The organism is Streptomyces sp. P3, from assembly GCF_003032475.1.
Taxonomy (GTDB): domain Bacteria; phylum Actinomycetota; class Actinomycetes; order Streptomycetales; family Streptomycetaceae; genus Streptomyces.
Genome location: NZ_CP028369.1, coordinates 7,396,614 through 7,418,105, shown reverse-complemented (window position 1 = coordinate 7,418,105; position 21,492 = coordinate 7,396,614). Strand labels below are relative to the sequence as shown.

The 21,492-nt window shown below is 69.1% G+C and carries 18 protein-coding genes and 1 pseudogene; 2 read left to right on the top strand and 17 right to left on the bottom strand.

Annotated elements, in window-relative coordinates:
* Positions 1-4: 4 nt before the first annotated feature.
* The 11 genes from C6376_RS32715 to C6376_RS32670 form a co-directional block, all read right to left on the bottom strand.
* Entirely contained in the window at positions 5-502 is a 498-nt protein-coding gene (locus C6376_RS32715; RefSeq protein WP_006143042.1) for a hypothetical protein, read from the bottom strand.
* A gap of 1 nt (position 503) precedes the next feature.
* On the bottom strand, positions 504-2,492 hold the full coding sequence (locus C6376_RS32710) for a site-specific integrase (RefSeq protein ID WP_234388848.1): 1,989 nt from the start codon (positions 2,490-2,492) through the stop codon (positions 504-506).
* A gap of 188 nt (positions 2,493-2,680) precedes the next feature.
* The gene (locus tag C6376_RS32705; protein ID WP_006143040.1) at positions 2,681-4,459 is read right to left on the bottom strand and encodes a hypothetical protein; all 1,779 of its coding nucleotides are present in this window, start codon (positions 4,457-4,459) and stop codon (positions 2,681-2,683) included.
* Positions 4,459-5,844 carry a site-specific integrase gene (locus C6376_RS32700; RefSeq protein ID WP_006143039.1) on the bottom strand — a complete coding sequence of 462 codons (1,386 nt, stop codon included), beginning with the start codon at positions 5,842-5,844 and terminating at the stop codon, positions 4,459-4,461. Before C6376_RS32700 ends, C6376_RS32705 begins: the two co-directional genes overlap by 1 nt.
* A 162-nt stretch (positions 5,845-6,006) precedes the next feature.
* The gene (locus C6376_RS32695; protein WP_107446664.1) at positions 6,007-6,786 is read right to left on the bottom strand and encodes an MFS transporter; all 780 of its coding nucleotides are present in this window, start codon (positions 6,784-6,786) and stop codon (positions 6,007-6,009) included.
* Positions 6,787-6,884: 98 nt separating this feature from the next.
* The gene (hemC, locus tag C6376_RS32690; RefSeq protein WP_159083339.1) at positions 6,885-7,838 is read right to left on the bottom strand and encodes a hydroxymethylbilane synthase; all 954 of its coding nucleotides are present in this window, start codon (positions 7,836-7,838) and stop codon (positions 6,885-6,887) included.
* Positions 7,835-8,044 carry a hypothetical protein gene (locus C6376_RS44045; RefSeq protein WP_159083338.1) on the bottom strand — a complete coding sequence of 70 codons (210 nt, stop codon included), beginning with the start codon at positions 8,042-8,044 and terminating at the stop codon, positions 7,835-7,837. The genes hemC and C6376_RS44045 overlap by 4 nt, the downstream gene beginning before the upstream one ends.
* On the bottom strand, positions 8,022-10,013 hold the full coding sequence (locus C6376_RS32685; RefSeq protein WP_107446662.1) for an ABC transporter ATP-binding protein: 1,992 nt from the start codon (positions 10,011-10,013) through the stop codon (positions 8,022-8,024). The genes C6376_RS44045 and C6376_RS32685 overlap by 23 nt, the downstream gene beginning before the upstream one ends.
* A complete protein-coding gene (locus tag C6376_RS32680) occupies positions 10,010-10,579 on the bottom strand; it encodes an NUDIX hydrolase (RefSeq protein WP_107446661.1) in 570 nt (189 codons plus the stop codon). Before C6376_RS32680 ends, C6376_RS32685 begins: the two co-directional genes overlap by 4 nt.
* A gap of 86 nt (positions 10,580-10,665) precedes the next feature.
* A complete protein-coding gene (locus C6376_RS32675) occupies positions 10,666-11,796 on the bottom strand; it encodes an NUDIX hydrolase (protein WP_107446660.1) in 1,131 nt (376 codons plus the stop codon).
* A complete protein-coding gene (locus C6376_RS32670; protein WP_107446659.1) occupies positions 11,786-12,427 on the bottom strand; it encodes an NUDIX domain-containing protein in 642 nt (213 codons plus the stop codon). Before C6376_RS32670 ends, C6376_RS32675 begins: the two co-directional genes overlap by 11 nt.
* Before the next feature lie 496 nt (positions 12,428-12,923).
* Between C6376_RS32670 and C6376_RS32665 the strand changes: the two genes are divergently transcribed.
* Both C6376_RS32665 and C6376_RS32660 read left to right on the top strand, forming a co-directional pair.
* Entirely contained in the window at positions 12,924-13,550 is a 627-nt protein-coding gene (locus C6376_RS32665) for a hypothetical protein (RefSeq protein ID WP_107446658.1), read from the top strand.
* A gap of 323 nt (positions 13,551-13,873) precedes the next feature.
* Positions 13,874-14,512: a hypothetical protein gene (locus tag C6376_RS32660; protein WP_107446657.1), complete on the top strand. Its 639-nt coding sequence runs from the start codon at positions 13,874-13,876 to the stop codon at positions 14,510-14,512.
* A gap of 149 nt (positions 14,513-14,661) precedes the next feature.
* Here the strand turns inward: C6376_RS32660 and C6376_RS32655 are convergent, their stop codons facing one another.
* The 6 genes and pseudogenes from C6376_RS32655 to C6376_RS32635 all read right to left on the bottom strand — a co-directional run bounded on the left by C6376_RS32655 (position 14,662) and on the right by C6376_RS32635 (position 21,464).
* On the bottom strand, positions 14,662-15,201 hold the full coding sequence (locus C6376_RS32655) for an HAD-IIIA family hydrolase (RefSeq protein WP_216825637.1): 540 nt from the start codon (positions 15,199-15,201) through the stop codon (positions 14,662-14,664).
* Positions 15,202-15,253: 52 nt separating this feature from the next.
* Complete coding sequence (locus C6376_RS32650; protein ID WP_107446655.1) at positions 15,254-16,231, bottom strand: NAD(P)-dependent oxidoreductase; 978 nt, start codon at positions 16,229-16,231, stop codon at positions 15,254-15,256.
* Complete coding sequence (rfaE2, locus tag C6376_RS32645; RefSeq protein WP_367881093.1) at positions 16,228-17,652, bottom strand: D-glycero-beta-D-manno-heptose 1-phosphate adenylyltransferase; 1,425 nt, start codon at positions 17,650-17,652, stop codon at positions 16,228-16,230. The genes C6376_RS32650 and rfaE2 overlap by 4 nt, the downstream gene beginning before the upstream one ends.
* A pseudogene (locus C6376_RS44825) lies at positions 17,638-18,165 on the bottom strand (SIS domain-containing protein); the annotation flags it as partial. The gene rfaE2 and the pseudogene C6376_RS44825, both read right to left, overlap by 15 nt.
* Positions 18,166-18,278: 113 nt before the next feature.
* Positions 18,279-19,661: a GDSL-type esterase/lipase family protein gene (locus tag C6376_RS32640; RefSeq protein WP_107446654.1), complete on the bottom strand. Its 1,383-nt coding sequence runs from the start codon at positions 19,659-19,661 to the stop codon at positions 18,279-18,281.
* An 87-nt stretch (positions 19,662-19,748) separates the two neighbouring features.
* Positions 19,749-21,464, bottom strand: coding sequence for a carbamoyltransferase C-terminal domain-containing protein (locus tag C6376_RS32635; RefSeq protein ID WP_254076428.1), 1,716 nt, complete (start codon positions 21,462-21,464; stop codon positions 19,749-19,751).
* Positions 21,465-21,492 lie beyond the last annotated feature (28 nt).

Genomic DNA, 21,492 nt, shown 5'->3' with positions numbered 1-21,492 from the left:
ATTGTCAACTGCAAGACCCGTACGGCGCCGGACCACCGCGGGCGGCAGGCAGCCGACGGACGTTGCCGACGGCGGCCGCCTGTTCCCGCAGCCGCTCGATCTCCATCCGCTGGGCGGCGATCTGCGACAGAGCCCGCTCCCTGAAGTCAGTGAGCCCATCGATCTGCGCGTCACGCGCGGCGAGGCGCTCCTTCAGCCCGGAGACCTGTTCTTTGAGGCGCTCGATCTGTGCAGCCCGCGGGTCTGGAATCACGCCCGTTTCCCGAAGCTCGGTCAACCGGCGCTCGAACTCCTCCGCCAGGTGTTGATAGGGACCTGGCCGCGGCGAGCCGTCGCGGTTCTTCTTGGGATAGAAGCCGGTGCGTGCGACCCCGGCTTGGGCCGCGAGGGTCTTGATGTCGCACTTGCTGCCCGCGGGAACGTCACCGGCAAGGAGCCGCTCCATGACGTGCCGAATGGCCGCCTCGTTGTCCCGACGGGTCTCGTCGCTGATGCGGGCCACGTCATGCCCCCGTTCCGGAGCGGGCGTCGATCTCGGCCAGCACCCGTTCATCGCGGGCGAGTTCCGTACCCAGCCGGGCCTTCTCCGTCCGCTGCGCGCGTCCGATGGTGGCGATGAAGACCTTCTTGCTCTCGGCACTGGCCGCCCATACCGGGCGATGCCCGGCATGGTGGGTGGCCTGGGGGCACCGCGCCGAATCGCACATGCCGATCAAGGGCTCTGTCGCCCCGCGGGCGTGGGCCCCTGCGAGCTTGAGGCACAGCGCCTTGGACGGATCGAGGAACCAGCAGTAGTTCGCCGGCCCCAGGTGCAGGGCCTTGGCCCGCTTGGCGAGCAGGTTCGTCATCTCCTGGTCGCTGCGCTTGATGTTCGGCGCCCCGGAGGAATCCAGCTGTTCGTCGACGAACGCGAAGAAGTCCAGGAGGTCACTGGCGCCAGGCCCCGCAGGCCGGATACCGTTCTGGTAGTCGTGGAAAGCGTCGAGGGCGACGCGCAACTTGTGCTCCCGCTCCTCTTGGCCGAACTCGGCCATCAGCACCGACTGGGCCCCACCGGGGCGGTCCGCATAGCCCTCCGTGGTGACCACGGAAATGTGCTTGAGATGGATCTTGGCGGCCAGCAGACCACCGGGCCGGTGCGCCATTTCCACCGCGAGGGTTCTCCGTAGCATCCGCAGACTGACCGGCTCCTCGGGGATCGGCGCCAGCCCAAGGCGACGGCCGTCTGGGCCATTGACCCAGGTCAGGAACCATTCGTACGGGGTGAAGAAGGAGAGCGACTTGAACAGGTGACCGGTGTTCTTCACCGGGTCGGCGAGCGAGGCGGCCACGCCGGCGGTGTCGTACGCCTGCTTGATGGTCACCCACTGATCGTGTTCACCACCCAGCTTCCGGCCCTTGATGACCTTGCCCTTCAGGCGGTAGCGGAGGCGGCCCTCGCCGAGCTGCTCGGGAGGCAGGCGGCAGTCGTGGGTCAGCTCGGCCAGTTCGCTCTTCCGCATCCCCGTCAGTGCGGCGAGCGCGATGACGCACGCTGTGCGGGCCCGGGAGAGCTGCAGTCGGGCCTCGGTGGTGTTCATCGGCAGGGTCCAGGGGACACTGCCCCGTCCGTCCGCGCGTTCGACCAGGGCGGCCGTCCGGCCCCAGCGTTTGGCCAGGCCGACTTCCCGGACGGCCTTCTCCAGGTGGCCGCGCAGGGTGGGCAGCCACCTGGAGTGGAAGGCATGCCGTCCGGTCTCGTGGGCGAGGGAGATCAGATTCACCCGCAGCAGCGGATCGTCCGGATCCCAGCCGTCCGCCAGCCGCTGGGACACGACGTGATCGAGGGCGACATCCAACGGATCGCCCTCTTGTATGTGCCGGTCGATGGCCTGCGCGACCTCGACCCTCCAGTCCGGACGCTCTCGGTTGTTGCGGCCCGGCCGGTTCGGCACCATCTCCTGCAACTGTTGCTGCAGCTCCATGACGTGCGGCGCCAGCACCTCCACCACGTACAGGGCCGCCGCGACGAGCGGTTGGAAGACGTCGTTGCTCAGCGGCGGTGTCGTGTTGCCCGTCCGACGGACCATCCCGGCGACGGAGTACGCCGTGCGTCGCCCCCACGGACGGAAGGCCGACACGTAGCCGTCTGCTGAGAACAATTCCTTGTAGTAGCCCAGCTCCTGGATGACCGCCACTACGTCCATGCGGTAGCCGGGGCTGCTGTCGCGGATCACGACGCCGTGCTTGTCCCGTACCTTCTTGCGAAGCTCCAGGTAGGCAGCACAGTGCTGCTGGGTGACCTCCCCGAGACTGTCCACGCCCTGTTCGGTGAGCCAGTTCAGCCAGCCGGTCAGCACGGTCAGCCGCCCGTGCACCGTGGCAATCAGCACCGGCGTTCGATAGGCGTGAGCAAGTTCCCGCACAGCGCGGTGGTCCGGTGCAAGCCGGGCGAAGACGAACTCCTTCGCGAGTTCCCTCCACTGGGGATTGAGGATCTCGACGAAGGACAAGATCCGCGCGTACCGCGCAAGGTACCGCGGCAGCCCGATGACACCAGTGAAGTCCCAGATTGCGTCGTCGAAGTGAGGATGCGGGCCCGCACCGTGAACCGGCAGACCGGCCGCAGCGCACACGTCTTCACCTCGAAAGACGGAACGCGAAAAGGCAGCCGCGAGGCCCGCGGGCCGGTGCAGGGTGGTCATACGGTGTGCTCCTCAGGTCGCAGGGGAAGCTCGACATCGGAGTCGGTGACCTCGGCAGCGGCTGCCCGCAGCGCGTGCTCGGAGAAGTACCGGTCGGGGGTCAGGATCTCGTCGAGACGGTGGGCGTACGGGCCGAAGACGGGGATGAACTCGGCGGTGGTCATCTGCTCCCACTGACGGGAGAAGAACGCCCGTAGTCGCAGCAGGTTCGGCAGATGGCGGGGGGCGAACAAGGCCAGCGGACACAGCAGGCACACCCACGGACGTGCCGGACAGGGCTTGCCCTTCGGCCCGTGAAGTCCCGACATCTGATCTCCACATGCCGCAGTGAATACGTCGCGCTGCCCGGACAGGAGCTGCGCCAAGGCGTTGTCATCCAGGCCGAGCCGCTTCATGTGCTCGGGATAGTTCTCCACCAGGTCGGCCATTTCAGCGGTGGCCAGCACCAAGGGCGGCAGCGCCCGGCGAACGAGGTCCTCCTGCGCCTGGACGATGATGTCTTCCACCGCCTCACGCTGAGACGGCGTCGTGTTCGTCAGATAGTGATCACCCTCGATGCCGGGGGACCGGTTCGGATCCAGCGTGGACCGGCGGCTGCCGCGCCAGTGCGACCGGTCTTGCAGCGCGTCGTGAGTAGTGCGGATGCGGTGCAGGTGAAGGGCCAGGGGGAGACCGTCGTCACCGGTCATCTGCGCGGGGCGCCCGTCCTCGTCGACGGCCTGGCGCCGCTCCACCCAGGCGCATATGGACAGGCGCGTGGCCGGCTTGGCCAGCCATCGCTCTCCCGCCCATGTGCCACTCGGCGTGAAACGCACCCAGAGCTCGGGGCGCAGTTCCTCGGGCGCGAAGCGGCGGGCCACCGCAGAGTGATCGAGCCACTGCTCCAGCAGGCGAGTGGCCTGACGTGACAGAGCAAGGCTCTCCGCCGCTGTGCGGCCCTTGACGTAGCTGAGGAGGATCTTCTCGTCACCCGCCCACTCGATGTCGTCGAGTCCCAGGTCCGCGATCCCGTCCGGCACGACCCCGGTGTAGGCGCCGAACAGCAGCTGATAGGCGATGATCACGTCCAGGGTCGGGATCAGCGGATCCAGCACCGCGCGAAGACCGACCCCGTATCTCTGCCGGAAGGGGAACGAGCCGCGGTCTGCCATCTCGTTGACGAGCGGGTCGGGCCCGTGGTGAAGCACCAGCCAGTGATGGGCAGTGCGCTCACGGAGCGCAGCCCCTGGCCCGTCAGCTGACGAAGCCTGCTCACGGGCCGCGCAGAACGCGCGGAACGCGCCATCGACCTCGTCGCGGCAGGTACGGATGAGCCGGGCCCATTCGGCCTCGCTGTACGGCTGGTGCGAGCCGTACCGCTCGCCCGTGTTGAACAGCCGGCCATCGACGAACGCGCGCACGTCCGGCGCCAGAATCTGATCCTGGTCGTCGGCGCAACGCAACATCGCCCGCAGCGCGCTCTCCTGGGAGGATCGCACCCCTTGCCGCCAGTACCGGGCGAGGAGCGCGCGCGTCAGGTCGGAGGCCCCGCCGGAGAACCCGAACTCGACCAGCCAGTCGGTGAAGCCGCGGACGGCCGTGAGGTAGAGGTCGATCCCTCCCGCGCTGTCGACCTGCCCGTGCGGATGGACAAGATCCGTAACGCCTTCCAGCAGAGTGCGTGCCAGCCCCGGGAGCTCCACTCGTCGCCGCACACGCAGGGGACGGCGGTACTCCGACCCGTCGCTGAAGACGCAGTGCACACCCAGCGGGTCAAGGGTGACGGTGGCCGGCATCAGACCACCGCCAGTTCGTCGTCGAACTCAGTCTCGAGCTCCAGCTCGGCCTCCTCGTCCAGCAGCCCGTACTCCTTGCCGACCCGCCGATACAGGGAGGTGAACAGGCGGAGCACGTCCAGGCGGTGGAGGTACGCTTCCGTGGTCAGTGAACTGGTATGTCCGAGCAGATCGCGCAGAATCAGAAGCGGCTCTTGGGTCCGCAGGTAGTGCGCCAGGGCGGCATCGTCGTCGGTGTCGCGGACCTGTCGTGCAGCCTGCTCGTACCAGCCACGCATCAGCCGCGCCATGGTCGCCATGGCCATGGTGTGACGTAGCCGGTGCGGATTGACGTGCGGGAAGCGCGGCTCGTAACGCTCGCGGATGCGGTCAGAGGTCCTGGCGAAAACCGTGGCCCATCCGGTGAATGGACGTCCCTGGCCCCACACCGAGAGCAGCATCGAACCGCCCTCCGGGGCGACCAGACGCCGCCGTTCGTCAGGCCCGAGCGAACTCCACTGCACACGGACCCCGTTGACGCGTCCGCCCCGCTGATCGGCGTCCGTCACGAACAGCGGCTCTCCCCAGCGGGCCGGCGGACGCCACGACGATCCGAACGTTGCCGCTGCCCGGTCGAGCGAGATGTAGGAGTGCAGCTCGACCAGCGAGTCGTAGTCGATCCACGACTCGCGGTACTTGCTTCCCTTGGTGATTCCGGAAGGGACTGGGAACGACACTGGCACCGCGGTCCGTCGCGAGGGAAGCAGGGGCACCTCGCAGACCAGCAGGTATGTGTACTCCTGGCTGCGTAGTCCGCTGGAGACGATCATTCGGCCGACCGCCGAGTTCCGGGCCAACTCCCGTCCTCGGTAGCGCAGATCCCGCTCCCCGTCGGGGCTCAGGCCCGCCAACCCCTTCAGGAACATGTCCGTGAAGTCGTCGTCGAGATACTTGATCGTCACATGAGGCTTGGCTTGGCGCCGCCGTGACTGGTTGACCCGTCCGCGACGGACTTGCCCCTTGAAGGCCCAGACCGCCTGCCGGTACGTGAACGGCTCGGAGTCGGCGTACTCCTCATCCTTCGCCCACTTGTAGAACCCCGCCAGAATCCCCATGTTCTGGTTCCACGTGGACGCCTCGAAGCGATGCTTGATGGGGCCCTGGGCGCGATAGACGGAGTACGCGCCCAACGCCGCCTTCAGACGACGCCGCGTGTCGAACAGGGCGACTCCGTGCTCGGATATGAACTCCAGCCACTCACGCACCGTACGCACGTAGTAGGGCCACGAATTCGGCGATGGGCATCCATTCGCTGGCAGCTCGCAGGCCCAGCAGTTGATCACGGTTGTGGGACGGACACCGTTGCTGTCCTCGAAGAGAAGGTCGTCGTCGAACAGCAACGGCATCCCCTCCGGGATCGCCGGCCTGAACGCAAGTCCCCAGGACTCCCAGCCTGCTGATGAGTACGTCGATTGGTGCATGGCCGATGAGTATCAATGCAACCCGGCTGAGTGCAACACACAAACGAGCAGGTCAGGTGGCACATCAGGCAGTAAGCAACACCGTCGTTAAGCGGGAACAAGCAGGTACAGCGACCAGAGGGCGCTGCTGGCGGCCAGGACGAAGGATGTGGCCGTGTTGGACAGCACGATGGACCGTACGACGGGAGTGTTGAGGGTGTAGGTGAGGCCCTCGCGGATCTCGGCCCATTGGCTGGTGCCGGCCTTTCGGGGTGGCGGCGGGTCTTCACGGTGCTTGATGCGCCACAAGAGCAGGGCGCTGGCCAGGTAGGAGGCGGCATCCACGGTGATGGCGCGGGCGGCGCCGAGCGCCACGACGAGGGCGCCGCCGGAGTTGGTGCCGATGAGGTCGGCCAGGGAGTTACCGGCGCCCATCTTGGCGTTGCCGTCCTTGATTCGTTCCGGGCCAAGGAGGGAGGGCAGGAAGCTGATGGACGCGTTACTGCCGATAACCTGCAGGGCGGCCACCGTGAAGGCGACCGCGTAGAGATGGATCAGGGTGATGCGGGCGAGAAACTGTGCGGTGGGAAGGGTCAGGAGGACAGCGGCGCAGAGCAGATCGCAGGTGATGATCAGGGGACGTTTGCGTCGGCGGTCGGCCAGGACCCCGGCGTGGAGGGACAGCAGCAGGGGTGGGAGTTTGGAGGCGAAGGCGATCAGCGCGACGTTGAAGGTGGAGGCGTGCAGTTCGACGACGGCCAAGACGGACAGCGCGATCGTGGTCACGCCGCTCCCGGTAACGCTGATGCCCTGGGCGACGGCATAGTGCCGGAAGTCTCTGTCTCGCCACAGGCTTCCTGGGGCGTGGGGTCCGGATCGGTGCGGCACGTTCTGCGAACTCCCCCTCGTAGGTATGGCTGTTACGTCCCCGCCATGCGGTGTCTCGTCCCGTGTTGGGCTCCCGCTGGCGACCGGGGCCGCACGGGTCAACGCGGCAGGAACCGTTCGACGCCTTCGCCGTGCAGCAGCTGGGTGATGTTCTCCACGAGGCCGCCGAGGTCATCGGCCGGTCCGGTGGCTGCGACGCGGATCGCGTCGCCGTGGGAGGGGTGGAAGACGGCAGCGTCGACTCTGATCCGGTGGGGTTTGTCGGTGTAGTAGGCGTGGACTGAGCAGGCGGTCTGGCAGTTGCCTTTGAGCTGGGCGAGGACGCCACGCTCGATGGCCAGCAGCCGGGCGGTGGCGGGGTCGTTGATGGCGTCGAGGAGGTGGGCGGCGATGGTGTCGCCCCTTCGCTGCTCGACGACGAGCATGCCCGCACCGGTGGCCGGGGCCAGCACCAAGGCCGGGATGAGCTGTGTGGCACGGTCCGCCTGGGACACCCGGCACAGTCCGGCATAGGAGACCACGAGGGCGTCGAGCGGCTTGTCGCCTTCGCCGGCATCGAGACGGGCGAGGCGGGGGATCAGGTTGCCGCGCACCGGCTGGATGGTGAGGTGGGGGTAGCGGGTGCGGAGTTGGGCGATGCGGCGGGGCGCGCTGGTGCCGAGGACGCTTCCGGATGGGAGGTCGTCCAGGGTGGCTGCGGGCTGTCCGGCCGGGAGGACGAGGGCGTCCCGGGCGTCTTCGCGGGGCAGGACGGCGCCGATGGTGGCGTCGGTGCCGCGCTCGTGGGGGCCGGGGAGGTCTTTGGCGCACGAGACGGTGACATCGACGCGTGCGGTGGCCAGCGCCCGGTCCAGCTCGCGTACCCAGGCGGCCTTGCCGCCGATCTCCGCGAGAGGTCCCTGGTGCAGGTCGCCGGCGGCTTTCATCGGGGTCACGTGGACGGCGACTTGGGGGAAGGCGTGTTCGAGTAGTCCGGCGACGTGGGCTGCTTGGACCAGGGCCAAGTCGGAGTCGCGGGTTCCGATGACGAGCTTGGGCGGGAGGTGGGTCACGGACGGATCCTGTGGTCGGGGAAGTGGGAGGTGAGGAGGGTGACGATCGTGGTGATGGCGAGGCCGGCCGCGATCACGCCGAGGCAGCCCAGCAGGTCGCGCAGCGTGCTCCACAACGGGTCGGCGGCCCACTTGCTAGGCCGCAGCGCACCGGGCCGGGCGGTGCGCGGCGGGTGGTGGGTGTCAGTCGTGGGTGCTGGCGGCATGTGATTCGCCGTTGGCCGAGGGAGTCGGTAGCACCAGTGGCGCGGCGGTGCCGTACTGGTTGGCCTGCATGAGGTACATGCGCCGGTACTGGGAATCAGGCCGCGCCATGAGCTCCTGGTGGGAACCGCTCTCCACGAGGTGTCCCTCGTCCAGGACATAGATGATGTCGGCGTGCTGGACGCCGGCCATGCGGTGGCTGACCAGCACGACGGTCTTGCCTTCGTCGGCCAGGCGGCGGATGCGTTCGAAGGACTCGATCTCGGCCTCGGGGTCGAGGGCGGAGGTGGGCTCATCGGCGATGACGAGGCTCGCCTGCCGGTGCCGCAGCCGGGCTTGCCCGACCGTCTGCCACTGTCCCCCGGACAGTTCCTGGCCTCCGCGGAACTGCCGGGCCAGCAGGGTGCCGAGACCGCGGGGAAGAGCGTCGGCGAGCTTGTCGGCGCCAGAGTAGGCGGCAGCGCGGGCGATGTCGTCGTCCGCGTTGCGTTCCGGCTGGCCGATCTGGATGTTGGTCCGCAGGGTGAAGGGCCAGCGCTGGAAGCCCTGATCGAGAGCGGCCACGTGCCGGAAGATGTCCACCCGGTCGGCCTCGACAAGATCGGTCTGCCCCCACAGGATGCGGCCGGCCGTGGGCCGGTGCAGGCCGGCGAGCAGCTTCACCGCGGTGGACTTGCCGCTGCCGTTCGCGCCGACCAAGGCGATGACGGCCCCGCGCGGGAAAGTCAGGGTTACCTCCTGCAGAGCGGGGGTGTCGCGGTCGGGGTAGGTGAACGACACGTTCTCGAAGGTGACCTGGTCGGGAAAGTCGCGCACGGGCTGGCCGCCCGTGGGGATGGCCCGGCGTTCGGCTTCGTCACGGAAGTGGTCGAGGTCGCGGACGTAGAGGGACTCCTCGTGCAGCCGCAGGATGTTGTCGACGAGGGCGCCGAGGCTTGCTGAGCCGGTACGGATCGCGAGCGCGGCCGTGGCCACGGTGGCGGCGCTCATGTGGCCGGTCAGCCACAGAACGCCCAGGCCGGCAAACGTGGCCGCCGACGCGAGGCCGGCCATGGCCGCGGCAATCAGTTCGGTGACCGCGCGGCCGTCGGCAAGGCGGGTCTGTTCGGCCTCGGCGGTCTGGCCCATCTCGTGGAAGTGATCGAGCAGGAAGGGGCCGACCTGGTGAACGCGGATCTCCGTGGCAGATTCCCGGGCGGTGATGAGGTTGTTGACCAGGCGCTTGGCCCGCTCGTGCTCGATCCACTGCATCCGGGAGGCGTAGCGGCGCCGGGCCACATGCATGGCACCCCAGCCACGGGGCAGCGCGATGAGCAGCAGCAGTGGCAGCAGGACGGGGCTGAGGACCGTGACCACGCCGGCCGCGGCGACGAGGGAGAACACGCCGTTCACCACGGCAACGCAGACGCCGATCATGGTGCGGGAGGACTGGGCGCCGAAGTACGCGGAGTCCAGGAGCGTGCGGAACTCGCCGTCTTCGATGGCCTCGAGTTCCGCGCGGGCGGCGCCCTCCAGGAACTGTTCGGTGGCCAGCCTCTCGACTTTCGGTTCCAGCCGCCCGGTGCCCGCCGTCGATAGGCAGGCCAGGATGGTGCCGACCACGGCGATGATGCAGCCGACGATCAGGGCCGGCAGCGCGGCGTGCAGCCGGGAGACGTTGTCCCCGTCCTTGAGTAGGGCTTGGATCACCTGGTTGGTGACCAGCAGCCCGGCGGCTTGGGTGATGCTCTGGCCCACCTCGGCGATCCCGATGGTCAACAGGGCACGGCGGTCCGCCTGCCAGGCCAGGCGCAGGGTGCTGCCCACCAGCGTCGGCACCATCCGGGCGGCCTGCCCGAATTTGGTGTCCAGCCGCGCGTACTCGTGGCGCACCCAGCCGAAGTCGTAGCGCAGCGCCCCGCCGAAGAGCGCGACCTCGGACTCGGAGACGGTCTGTTCCGTCTTCCAGACCCGTTTCAGGAGCCGCTTCACCACGCCTCCGACACGGCCGAGCCGGACAGGACGTGGGACTTGCCGTCGATCAGAACGGCCGGCACACCAGCGAGGAGCGCGGCGTGCGCCGCCTTGATGCGGCGGGCGAGGCGGTGCGGCAGCCGCGCGAGGGCCTCCTCTACGGGGAGGAACTCGGCGGCGCCGATCTCCCCGTCCGCGAATCGCAGGGACTGTGTCTGCTGGTCGGTGAGGGGACCCACGTGGAACACCGTGACGACCATGGCCCGCCCGTACCGGGCAGCGGGGACCTGGTCCAGGACGAGGAACCGGCCGATCGGCACGCCGGTCAGGTCGAGTTCCTCGGCCAGTTCACGTTCCAGGCCCTCGATCTGCGTTTCGCCGGCCTCCACCATGCCGCCGGGCATGTCGAAGCCGTCCTTGTAGGTCGGGTCGACCACGAGAATCCGGCCGTCGGCATCGGTGATCAGGGCAGTGCACGAGGCCATCGGCGCCTCAACCTGGGCCCAGTACGCCCGCTGCTCGTCGGTGACCACGCGGTCAGGGCTGCCGACCGTCTGTTCGGTGGTGTCAGGTTCGCCGGACATGAGAGTCCTCCTCCAGGGCCAGAAAGGCGGTGCAGGGCGTCGCGCCGGCAGGACTCCGGCACGAAGGTGCGCGTCACGTGCGGACGTCAAGACAGGAGCGCCGCCATACCCGTGTGGGGGATCTCGATCGCGGCCTGCGGCGGACTCAGCGGAATTCCCCAGCGGGCTGCCGCCGTTCGGGCCGCGTGCTCGGCCTGTTCGGCTCCGGCGCGTCCAAGGCCGAGCAGCTCGCTCGCCTGCACCGGGCTGACCAGCAGCCGACTGTAGGTGATGCCGGTCGCGACATCCGGTGCCGCCGGCCCCAAGGAGTCGATGCGTGCGATGTACCGTGCCCGGGCGTTCGCCCCGGTGCCTGGGCCGTAGACCGCACCGTCCGGATCGAGGAGGTAGCCGAGGTAGGCGGCATCGTGAAGGCGCAGAGCCGCCTCTTCGGCGGCTTCACGCAGTGCCGCCGCCTTCGGCCCGTCGTCGTCCATTTCGACCGTTCCGCCGGGCAGGACGACATGGCCGTCGCGCGGATCCACGAGGACGACGACCCGGCCGAGCGGGTCGAAAGCCCACACCCACGCTTGCCTCACGGGAAGGCCGGCAGCGGGCTCCATGGCCGGGTGCCAGGCAATGTCCTGGTAGCCGATCGCAGTACGCGGGACGACGTCCAATCGCTGCAGTGCCTGTCCGAGCCCGATGGTCTCACCGTCCTCCAGCACGGCAGGTCCGGCACGGTCGATCCGGGCACGCAAGGCAGCGAGCATCCGCCGCCTCTCGATCGGACGCATCCGGCGTGCGGCCTGCGTCGGCGGAAGGAAGTGGAACGAGGTGATCTCGTTCTCGGGCAAGCGAATCCGGGCGATGTCGCTCTCCTCCAGGACCCCACCGTCCCAGATGGAGACCGTTTCACCAGGAAAGCCACATACCGTCCCGCACTCCGGATTGGCCTTGCTGACCCAGTCGACTGCCAACAGTTGGTGTACGCGGACGGACAACCCAAGCTCCTCGGCCACCTCTCGCACCGCCGCGTCCGAGGGCAGCTCCGGCTGGTCCACACCTCCGCCGGGCAACAGGAGCTTGCCCGGCCGGTACGCCGGATCGAGGACCAGGACTTTGCCCTCCGTATCGGTGAACAGCACCGCGGCGCCGCCCCAGAAGGCCGCGCGTGAGCGCGCATAGTCCTGCGGCGCCATCAGTCCTGCAGGTTCGCGCCCGTCGTCAGCAGGCATCGGGCCACCCCACCGTGCTCGCGCTCTGACCCCGCTGAATGCAGACCAGGGCTTGGCGTGTGTAACGCGCCAGCTTCTCCGGCAGAGCCGAGAGCGACCACCATCGCAGCTCCGCACACTTGTCCGGTTCTGCGACGTACGGCCGCCCGGCGTACTGCGTGGCAGTGAAGAAGATTTGGAGACGGCTCTCGCGAGTCTTGGGGTTGTGGTCATGGACGGTGTGCGCGAGCACCAGGTCTTCCTCGGCGAGGGCGATGCCCAGTTCCTCGCGAGCCTCACGGACCATGCCCGCGAGGAAGGATTCGCCATCTTCGAGATGGCCCGCGGGGACGTGCCACCAGCCGTCGCACCAGGCGGTGCCAGCACGGAGGCCGAGCAGCACCCGGTCTTCCTGGACCAACACCAAGTGAAGCCCGATCACGGAGCGATACGGCAACGGATTCTCCGTGCCGGCATGTCGCAACGGGCGGAGGAGGGCTGACAGTGCCGGAAGCGAAGAGGCGGCTTCCCAGAGGCGGGACCGCTGAAGAGCATGCGCCTCCGTCGCGAGCCAGAGCGCCGGTTTGGTGGGCGCAGGAACGGAGAAGGTTCCGTCGCGCGGGCGAAGCGCAGAAGCGGACGCAAACGGCATTACAGAGCCTCCCGGGGCATGAAGAATCCACTCCACCTGCCGCCTGTGACCGCAGCGACCCGGGTGCCCGTTGCCGGACTCCGATGAGTCTATCTAGCCTGCGCAGTAAGGGCGTTGGGCGAGGCCGTGTTGTCGCAACTTCCACTCGTTGTAGTAGTTCTTCGGAGTCTTCGGCGCGTCCTATCCAACCAGCAAGAGGTGCCACGGCTGCAGTTCTGGCTGGCCAGGCGTGCGTTCCCTGCTGTCCGAAACAAGCTGCTCCTCAACGCCGTCCAGCACACCAACGTCTTGGTCCCTTCCGGGTCTTGCCTGGCTCTCGCCTCCGGTACCGCAGCTCGCCGCGTTGCAGAGGCCCCTAGGTACGCCCAGTGATCGGGAGGGTGTGCTTCCGGAGAACCACCACCCACGACCGGTTGAGCAACGACGTCCGTACGCGGTCCCGCTGTTCGGCAGCTGCGCCCCGGTCGTTGTCAGTGCCCGGGCGGAGAATCAGCGGATGGCCCTCGAACTGACGGCGGCCGGCGAGTCCGAGATCCTCGCCGCCGCCTTACGCGCGTACTTGTCCGAGACCCGATTCGCCTTCACCGGTCTGACGGGAAAGGAGGCAACCCTGTGCATCACCCGCGCAGTGGCAGGGTGGGCGAAGGCGTCAGGCTGGCGGAGCAGATGGGAAGCGCCAATGCGCTACATCGACCCGCCTCGCCAGATGAACGGGGGCTGCCGCATCTACTGGTCGCCGCCCTGGTCCGCCTACCTGGATCTCCGCCTTGTGCGCAAGGAGGGCCCTCCGGTCGCCGTGGAGATCGACCGCGAGGACGACAGCACCGCCGTGGACAAGCTCCGCGACGAGGCCCTCCGGGGGCGCCCCGCCCTGTGGATCCGCTGGCACGGTGCCCTGCGTGCCGAGCTCCCTGCCGGTGTCGCCCGCCTGCACCTACCGACGCGGTCCAGCCGCTCTCCCGTCCGGTACTCGCTGACTCCCGTCACCAGCGCAACGGCGATCGCCCTCGGCGAGGCCGTCACTCCCGCGGACCGAGCGGACGCCCTGCACCGGGACCAGCAGCGGATAGCTGAGGAGAATGCTGCCGCCCTCCCCCGGGACCTTGGTCCCATTCGGTGCTAGGGGGTTTCAGCACAATGATCCGAAAATTACGACCACAGTGCGCGTAGAGGAAAGCGCCGACGCGGGGCTCGACACGGCGACTTAATTGCACAGAACGTCGGCCTGGTGGCGCCACAGCGTGCTCTGACCTTCCGCGTACGCGACAGTTCCCCGAGCAACGCCTCCGGGCATGGCCAGCGCGGGAAGTCACAGGGTAGGGATCGGTTCTTCCAAAGTGACCAAGGAGATCAAGCGATGCAGGCGTATCCGTCCTAGTAGCGGGCCTGGTTCCAGTGCCGACAAAAGGCCGTACCCGGGTGGGGTTGCGGCAGTAGGTTGTGCCGATGACCGAATCCCTGCCGCCCGGTGGCGCCGTGCTCGATGTGGACGAAGTGGAGGCCCGTTGGGCGGATGCCTGGCGTCCGGAACAAGTCGCTGAGCGGTTGGACGGGGTCGGCGCGCCCTGGTGCATCGCGGCAGGGTGGGCGCTGGATCTGTTTCGCGGGGAACAGTCTCGGCCGCACGGCGATCTGGAGATCGCGGTGCCCGCGGCCAGGTTCCCGGAGATTCGGCACCGCTTCCCCGAGTACGTGTTTGACCCGGTGGGTTCCGGGCGGGTCTGGTCAGGGGCGGGAGCCGAGGCGCTGGCGGCCACGCACCAGACCTGGCTGCGGGATCCAGCGAGCGGCCAGTTCCTGTTCGACGTCTTCCGCGAGCCGCACGAAGGCGAGACGTGGCTCTTCCGGCGGGACGAGAGGCTGCGGCTGCCGTACGACGCGATCATTGAGCGAACGGCAGACGGAGTCCCGTACCTGATACCGGAGTTGGTGCTGCTGTTCAAAGCCAAGGCGACACGCCCCAAGGATCAGGCGGACTTCGCCGGAGTTCTGCCGCTGCTGGGACGGGCGCGGCGGGATGTCCTTAGTGGGTGGCTGACGCTCGTACATCCCGGGCATCCGTGGCTGGAGGAACTGGCGGCGTGAGTGGCGCGGGCCGCACCAGTGGATGGCCAAGGACCATCCTGCCTGCGAGGACTGGCTGACAGAGCGCGTCCTGAAAGGAGGTCGCCCGTGCTCACCACTCGCGCACGTTCTCCGAGCTCGGTGCCGCGGTGGCACGAGGCGCCTTCTCGCTAGCGGCCAGCGAGGAAGCAGCGAAGCACTTGGTAGAGAGTGTCGGAGGTCGTCGCTCGATGCACGCCCGGCGTCACATCGGGCAGCGGCTGGGAGCCGACGAGTGCGGTACGGGTTCCGACCCTGTGGCCGGCGTTGATGTCGCAGGAGGAGTCGCCAACCATCCACGATGCGGAGAGGTCGAGATCGAGCTCGTGGGCGGCTTGGTGGAGCATGCCGGGGGCGGGCTTCCGGCATGAGCAGACCCTGCGGTATCGGGGCACCGTGCCGTCCGGATGGTGGGGGCAGGCGTAGATGCCGTCGAGCCGGACCCCGTGTCGGGCGAGGAGAGCGCGGAGTCGGTGGTGCATCGCGTCCAACGCTGCCGTGTTTAACAGCCCCCGCGCCAGCCCGCTCTGGTTCGTGACGACAACCAGGGCGAAGCCAGCGTGCTGGAGGGCGCGCAATGGCAAGCCGATATCCGGCTGTAGGACCAGCTCGTCGGGGTGGGAGGGATAGTGGCGCGGCTCGGTGAGGGTGCCGTCGCGGTCGAGGAACACCGCCCGTCGGCGCGGCCGACCAGCGCCTGTTGTCGGGGCGGACGGCGCCGGTTCATTCTGTCTCACTGCTGCGGAAGGTAGCGAATATCTCGGCGGCGCGGGCTTCGATGGATTCGATTGAGATGGTCGGCCGGTTGGGCAGGGCATTGTCGAGAGCGGTCATGTCAGCGCAGGTGAAGTACTGGTAAGCGGCCGTGTCCGGGTTCGGTACCAGCTCGGCGAGCAGGGGTCGGCCGGTGGCCTCACGGTGCAAGCGGGCGCACCACTGCGCCACGTCTGCGAAGGACGTCGCGTAACCGCCACCGAAGTTGTAGACCCCAGCCGGCACCGGCGGCTGCTCGGCGAGCTGGACGATGGTGGCGGTGACTGTCTCGACGGGGATGTAATCGCGGGCGGCGGTCAGGGAGTCGTCGAAGACGCGGATCTGTCCAATGCGAGCGGATTGGCGCAGGAGCTGGGACAGGATCGAGGCCATCGGGCCCTTGTCGGCTTCATCGGGGCCGAAGACGTTGGTATAGCGCAGCCCCACCCAATCGAGGCCGGTGACGTGGCGGGCGCGCATCTGCTGGTCGAGGACGAGCTTGGAGGCGGCGTACGGGTTGAGCGGCCCGGAGCAGCGAGAGAAGTCAGAGTCCGCGTCCTCGGCGATCGGTGTGCGGTGGTGGAGGGTGCCGTATACGGAGTGCGAGGAGGCGTAGATCAGGCGGGCGCCGCCGGTGCGGCAAGCGTCGGCCAGCCGGAGCGGGCCGAGGGTGTTGGTCTCGTCCAGCTCAGGTCCGTGCGGAGCGCGGGTGTCGCTGATGCCGGCCTGGTGCACAACGGTGGCGTAGCGGCCGGCCGAGATCTCGCCGAGGAGAGCCGGGCAGGCGAAGTCGCCGCGCTGCCAGCGGGCCTTGCGGGCAAGGTGGTCGGGAGCTGGGCGCAAGTCGATGGCGGTGACCTGGTGTCCAGCGAGGCGGAAGGCGTCCACTGTGTGTCGGCCGATGAACCCGGCAGCCCCGGTGACCAATACGTTGCCTCCGGGGATCATCGGGGACCTGCCTGTTGGGTGAGCTGGTCGATGCGGTTGGTGGTGGAGTGACCGTCCAGGTAGGGCACCACGACGACCTCGCCGCCCCAGCTCTCCACGAGGTCGGCTTCGGTGATCCGCTGGCCCGCATAGTCGCCGCCCTTGACCCAAATGTCGGGGCGGAGCTCGGCCAGCACCTTCTCGGGGGTCTCCTCACCGAAGACGAGCACGCCGTCCACGCAGTCCAGCGCCTCCAGCAGCGCGGCGCGCTCGCGTTCACCGACGACTGGGCGGTCATGCCCCTTGAGCCGGCGGACGGAGTCGTCGCTGTTGATACACACCACCAGGACGTCTCCCAGGCGGCGAGCCTGGTGCAGGAGGGAGAGGTGTCCGGCGTGCAGCAGGTCGAAGCAGCCGCCTGCTCCCACGACTTTCCCGCCGCGCGCTCGTACCCGCGCGGCCAGCTCCAGTGGCGCCGACGGGCCATCGGACTGCGGGACGTACAGGCTGGCGGGGCCGCCTGCTTGGACGTAGCTGGTCGCAGCCTCGACGGCCGCGGCCACGGCGTGTGACGGCAGCCGTCCGGCACCGAGCATCACGGCTGCGGTGACCGCCAGCTGGTCACCGGCCCCACAGGTGTCCCCAGCGGCCGGGCGGCCCGGGACGACCAGGGGGTGGGAGTCAGGGCCTGCAATCAGGACCGCGCCGTTGCGCCCCTGAGTGACGGCGACCTGCTTGACCGGCCACGCGGCCAGAAGCCGCACGCCCCGCCCGACGTCGTCGCCGAGCTCCCGCGGCCCACTGTCCCCGGTCAGGGCCCGGGCTTCGTCCGCGTTCGGGACGGCCAGGGCCGTCCCCAGGACCGGCTCGGCCCCCTTGGGGTGCGGGTCCCACACCAGCGGGCAGCGGCGGGCCGCGTCGGTGAGGGCCTGGCGGAGTTCGTCGTGTGCGCCGATGCCACGCCCGTAGTCACACACCAGCACGGCCGCAGCCTCGTCCAGCCGGGCGCGGGCGATGTCCGCAAGCGGGCCGAGCCGCAGCGGGGTGGTGGCCGTGTCGAAGCGGAGCAGGGTGCGATCGGCGACGCGGATACGGGTCTTGACCGGGGTGGTGCCGGCGGCGGCCAGGTCGACGACCTCAACGCCTGCTTGGTCGAGCAGAGTGCGAACCCGGGCCCCAGCGGTGTCTTGTCCAAGACCGCACACCAGGGTGACGCCCCAGCCCGGCTCCCGGGCGGCCAGGACGGCGGCCAGTCCGGCGCCGCCCGGACGGTCGATGGCCTGCGTGTCGGCGATGACCGGTACAGGGGCCTCCGGTGAGAGGCGGTCGGCCGTGCCTGTGATGTCGCGGTCCAGCAGCACGTCACCAACCACCACGAGCCGGCGCATGCCGTCCAGCTGTTCATCGTTGGACGCGGCTGGCCCGGCGAGGTGAGCGTCGATGGCCGCGCAAAGAAGGTGCACGACCACCAGGTGGCACTCCTGGACAGTGGCGGTCTGCTCGGCGTCCACGCACACCGCCTGATCGCTGGCCTCGGCAAGCGGGTTCGGTGCGGGGCCGGTCAGCGCCCAGACGGTGAGGCCGAGTTCCCGGCCCGCCTGGGCTGCGGCGAGCACGTTGGGGCTGGCGCCGGAGGTGGAGATCAGGAGTAGGACGTCGCCGGGGCGACCGTGTGCGCGGACCTGCCGGGCGAAGACCTCCTGGGCGCCGTAGTCGTTGGCGATGGCGGTCACCGAAGAGGAATCTGCGTGCAGCGCGATGGCAGACATGGGCACCCGCTCGGCGCGGAAGCGGCCGACGAGTTCGGAGGTGAGGTGCTGGGCCTCGGCCGCCGAGCCGCCGTTGCCCGCGACGAGCAGTCGCCCGCCCGCGGGCAGTCGGCTGGCGAGGAGGCGGCCCCATGCCTGGAGGCGGGCGACATCAAGCAGGGGTAACGCAACGGCGAGCGCCTGTATGTGCGCGCGGCCCAGCTGGGGCACGATCAACTCCCTCGAAGGACAAAGTAGACAGCGTCGGGGCGGTTGCTGAGGTGCTGGCGCTCGCCGACCAGCGCCAGCACCCTGAGGGCTTAGGACGCGGCGGGCCGGTAGCGGGCAAACAGCGGGCCGTACGCGGTCAGTGCGCTGTCGCGCTCCAAGAGCGGATAGTTCAGGAGCTTGTCGACGATGCGATGTTCGGCGAGGAGGCGCTCGGCGTGCTGGAGCAGCACGGTGTCGCCGAGTTCGGTGAGGTGGACGCCGTCGCTCCACACGCCGCCTGCCTGATCGTCGGCGGGCAGGTGACGGGCGACAGCGGTGAACGGGGTCCACACGTCCAGGAACAGTGCGCCGTGAGCGGTGGCGGCCTTGCGGGCAGCCTCGTTGTAGAGGGCGAGTTCGGTGTTCATGGCGGCAACGGTCCCGGGGTCCTCGATCGGGCCGAAGGGGGTCTCGCTGATGACTACGATCTGGCGGGAGTAGCCGGTCAGCTGTTCCAGCATGGTGGTGATGTGCCGGGTGTACTCATCGAGGTCGACCGCCTCGGACAGCCGGTTTTGGAAACGACGCCAGACATCGTTGATGCCGCAGCCGAGGAACACGAGGTCGTAGTCGGTGCCGGTGGTCGCCCTGTCAGCTTCCACGAGGGAGGCGATGTCCCGGCTCGTGGCACCGCCCTCGCCGTGGTTGCGGATGTCGAAGCCGATGTGGGCGTGGGCGGCGCGCAGGGAGAGCGTGAGGCGGTGCACCCAGCCGCGCTGATGCCAGCCCTCGACGGTGACCTTGGAGCCGACCTCGGGCAGGTTGGCCTGGGTGGTCATCTGCGCGTTGAACGCTTCGAGGTGTTCCATGATGCTCGTCCCGAAGAACCCCACGGTCAGGGTGCGCCGGTCCTCGCTCGCGACGGGGGCGCCGTCGAAGTGGCGGCGCACTGCGGCCGGGACGCCGGCGGCGACCGTGTCGGGGGCGATGCTGTGGGCGACGACCGCGTTGGCCCCGACCAGGACGTTCGCCCCGATGCGGACGCCGCCTGTGACCGTGACCTTGTTCGACAGGGTTGCGCCCGGCTCGATGATGATCGGCGCGGCCTCGAATCCGGACGCCCACGGCACGAGCTGCCCGGTGGGCACGTTCGCGGCGGTGCGTACGCGGTGGTTGTGGTCGTGGAGGTCGACCATGTTTGACAGGGCCGCGCCGTCGCCGAGGCTGATGCCGGCCATGGCGGAGATGAAGGTGTGCTCCCCGATGGCGACGTCGTTGCCGATGGTGACGGTGGCGCCGCGGTGGACCTGGATGGTGGACCCGCGCCGGATGCAGACCCGGTCGCCGATTGTCAGGTGGGCGCCGGTGTCGAGCTCGATTACGAGGTCGTCGGGCAGGTCGCAGTCCTCGCCGAGGGTGAGCGCCGTGCCGTGCTGGGCGCGCAGCCGGTCGGCTGCCGGCAGTTCGGAAGGGGCAGGGGTGGTGCTGGTCATCGCGAATCGGTCCTGTTCGCTTGATGCGGATGATGGCCACGGGGCCGGCCCTCAACCTACCGGCCGTGAACGGGTGGTGTCGGACAGTCAGTTCGGCTGCTCCTTGAGTACGAGGAACGGGCCGATGGCGAGTGCGTCCAGGGGGCTGGCGGCGAAGGTGGCGACTGCGTCGCGGGGGGTGCACACGATCGGCTCGGCCTCGTGGTTGAACGAGGTGTTCAGCAGCGCGGGCGGCCGGCCGGTCTGCTCGGCGAACGAGGCGAGGAGGCGCGCGTACGGGTCGGCGTCGTCGCGGGCGACGGTCTGCGGGCGCAGCGTTCCGTCGGTGTGGACGGCGGCCGGGATCACCCGCTGCGCGGCCTCGGTCGCCTGCCGGGCGACGATCATGAACGGGTGGGGGACGCTCGTACCGATCAGGTCGGACGCGGCCTCCTCCAGGAGGGCAGGGGCGAGGGGCCGCCACGGTTCCCGGTGCTTGATGCGGTCGTTGATGTGGTCGCGGGCCCGGGTGTGGTGGGCATCGGCAAGGATGCTGCGCTGGCCGAGCGCGCGGGGTCCGGCCTCCATGCGTCCCTGGAACCAGCCGACGGTGCGCCCGAGCGCCAGGTGCCCGGCCACCACGGCCGGAAGGTCGTCGCCATGGTCGCGGAAGGCCAGACCGTAGTCGGTGAGGGTCGCGCGGATAGTGGCCAGGTCGAACGCAGGGCCGAGAGCGGCGGTGGTCATCGCCTCACCGGGCAGCGTCAGGTCGCCGCGGCGCACCGCGACCTCAAGGGCGGCGCCGATGGCGCACCCGGCGTCCCCGGCGGCCGGCTGGACGAACAGCTCGTCCACGCCGCGCAGGGCGGCGAGGCGGCCGTTGGCGGAGCAGTTCAGGCCGACCCCGCCCGCGACACACAGACGCCGGGACCCGGTGAGCGTGAGGACTTCGCGGGCCAGCTCGGCCAGGCACTGCTCCAGCAGGTGCTGCGCCGAGGCGGCAAGGTCGGCGTGCTCGGGCCCAAAGCCCGTGTCGGGCACGACGCGTCCCCTGCTGTAGGTGCGGGCGCGACGGTGGGGCGGGATGCCGAGGCCGGTGTACGCGGCGGCATACGCGGCCTTCAGACGCCGGTAGTAGCGCAGGTCGGTGTACTGGTCCTCGACCGGTTCGTCGGGGCGGATCCCGTAGCGGGACAGGTCCAGGTGGTAGCCCCCGGCCTGGGGCGTGAGGAAGTCCAGCTGGTAGCGGTTCGGGTTGCCGTAGCCGGCCAGGCCCATGAGCTTGCCGGAGCTGGTCCAGTCCCCGAGCCCGAGGTGTTCGGCGACCGTCTCGTAGAACCAGCCCAGGGACTGGGAGAAGGGGAACTGGCGCAGGACCTTCAGCCCGCTGGTGGTGCCGTGGGCGAGGGTGGCGGAAATGCCGTCGCCGGAACCGTCGACCACCAGCACGGCGGCCTCGTCGAACCCGGCAGGGTGGAACGCCGAGGCAGCGTGCGCGAGATGGTGCTCGATCACGGTGACCTGCCGGGGCCGGTGATGGCCGAACAGGCTGGGGTCGAGGAGTTCGGCGATCAGCTCCATGTCTGTACACGTGTCGCTCGGCTCGGGCCAGGCGGGGTTGAACGCGATGGCGATCTCGTCGACCTGGTCGAGGGTGATGCCGGCCTCGGACAGGCAGTACGCCGCGGCCACCGCGCAGGAGCGGGAGTCCTTGTGGTGCTTGCGGCGGGAGAACCGCTCCTCCTCGGCGAAGGCCACGATGCGGCCGTCGATGACCAGACAGGCGGAGGCATCGTGGTAGTACGGGCCTCCCAGTCCCAGCACGGTTGCCAACGTGTGCTCCTTCTCGCAG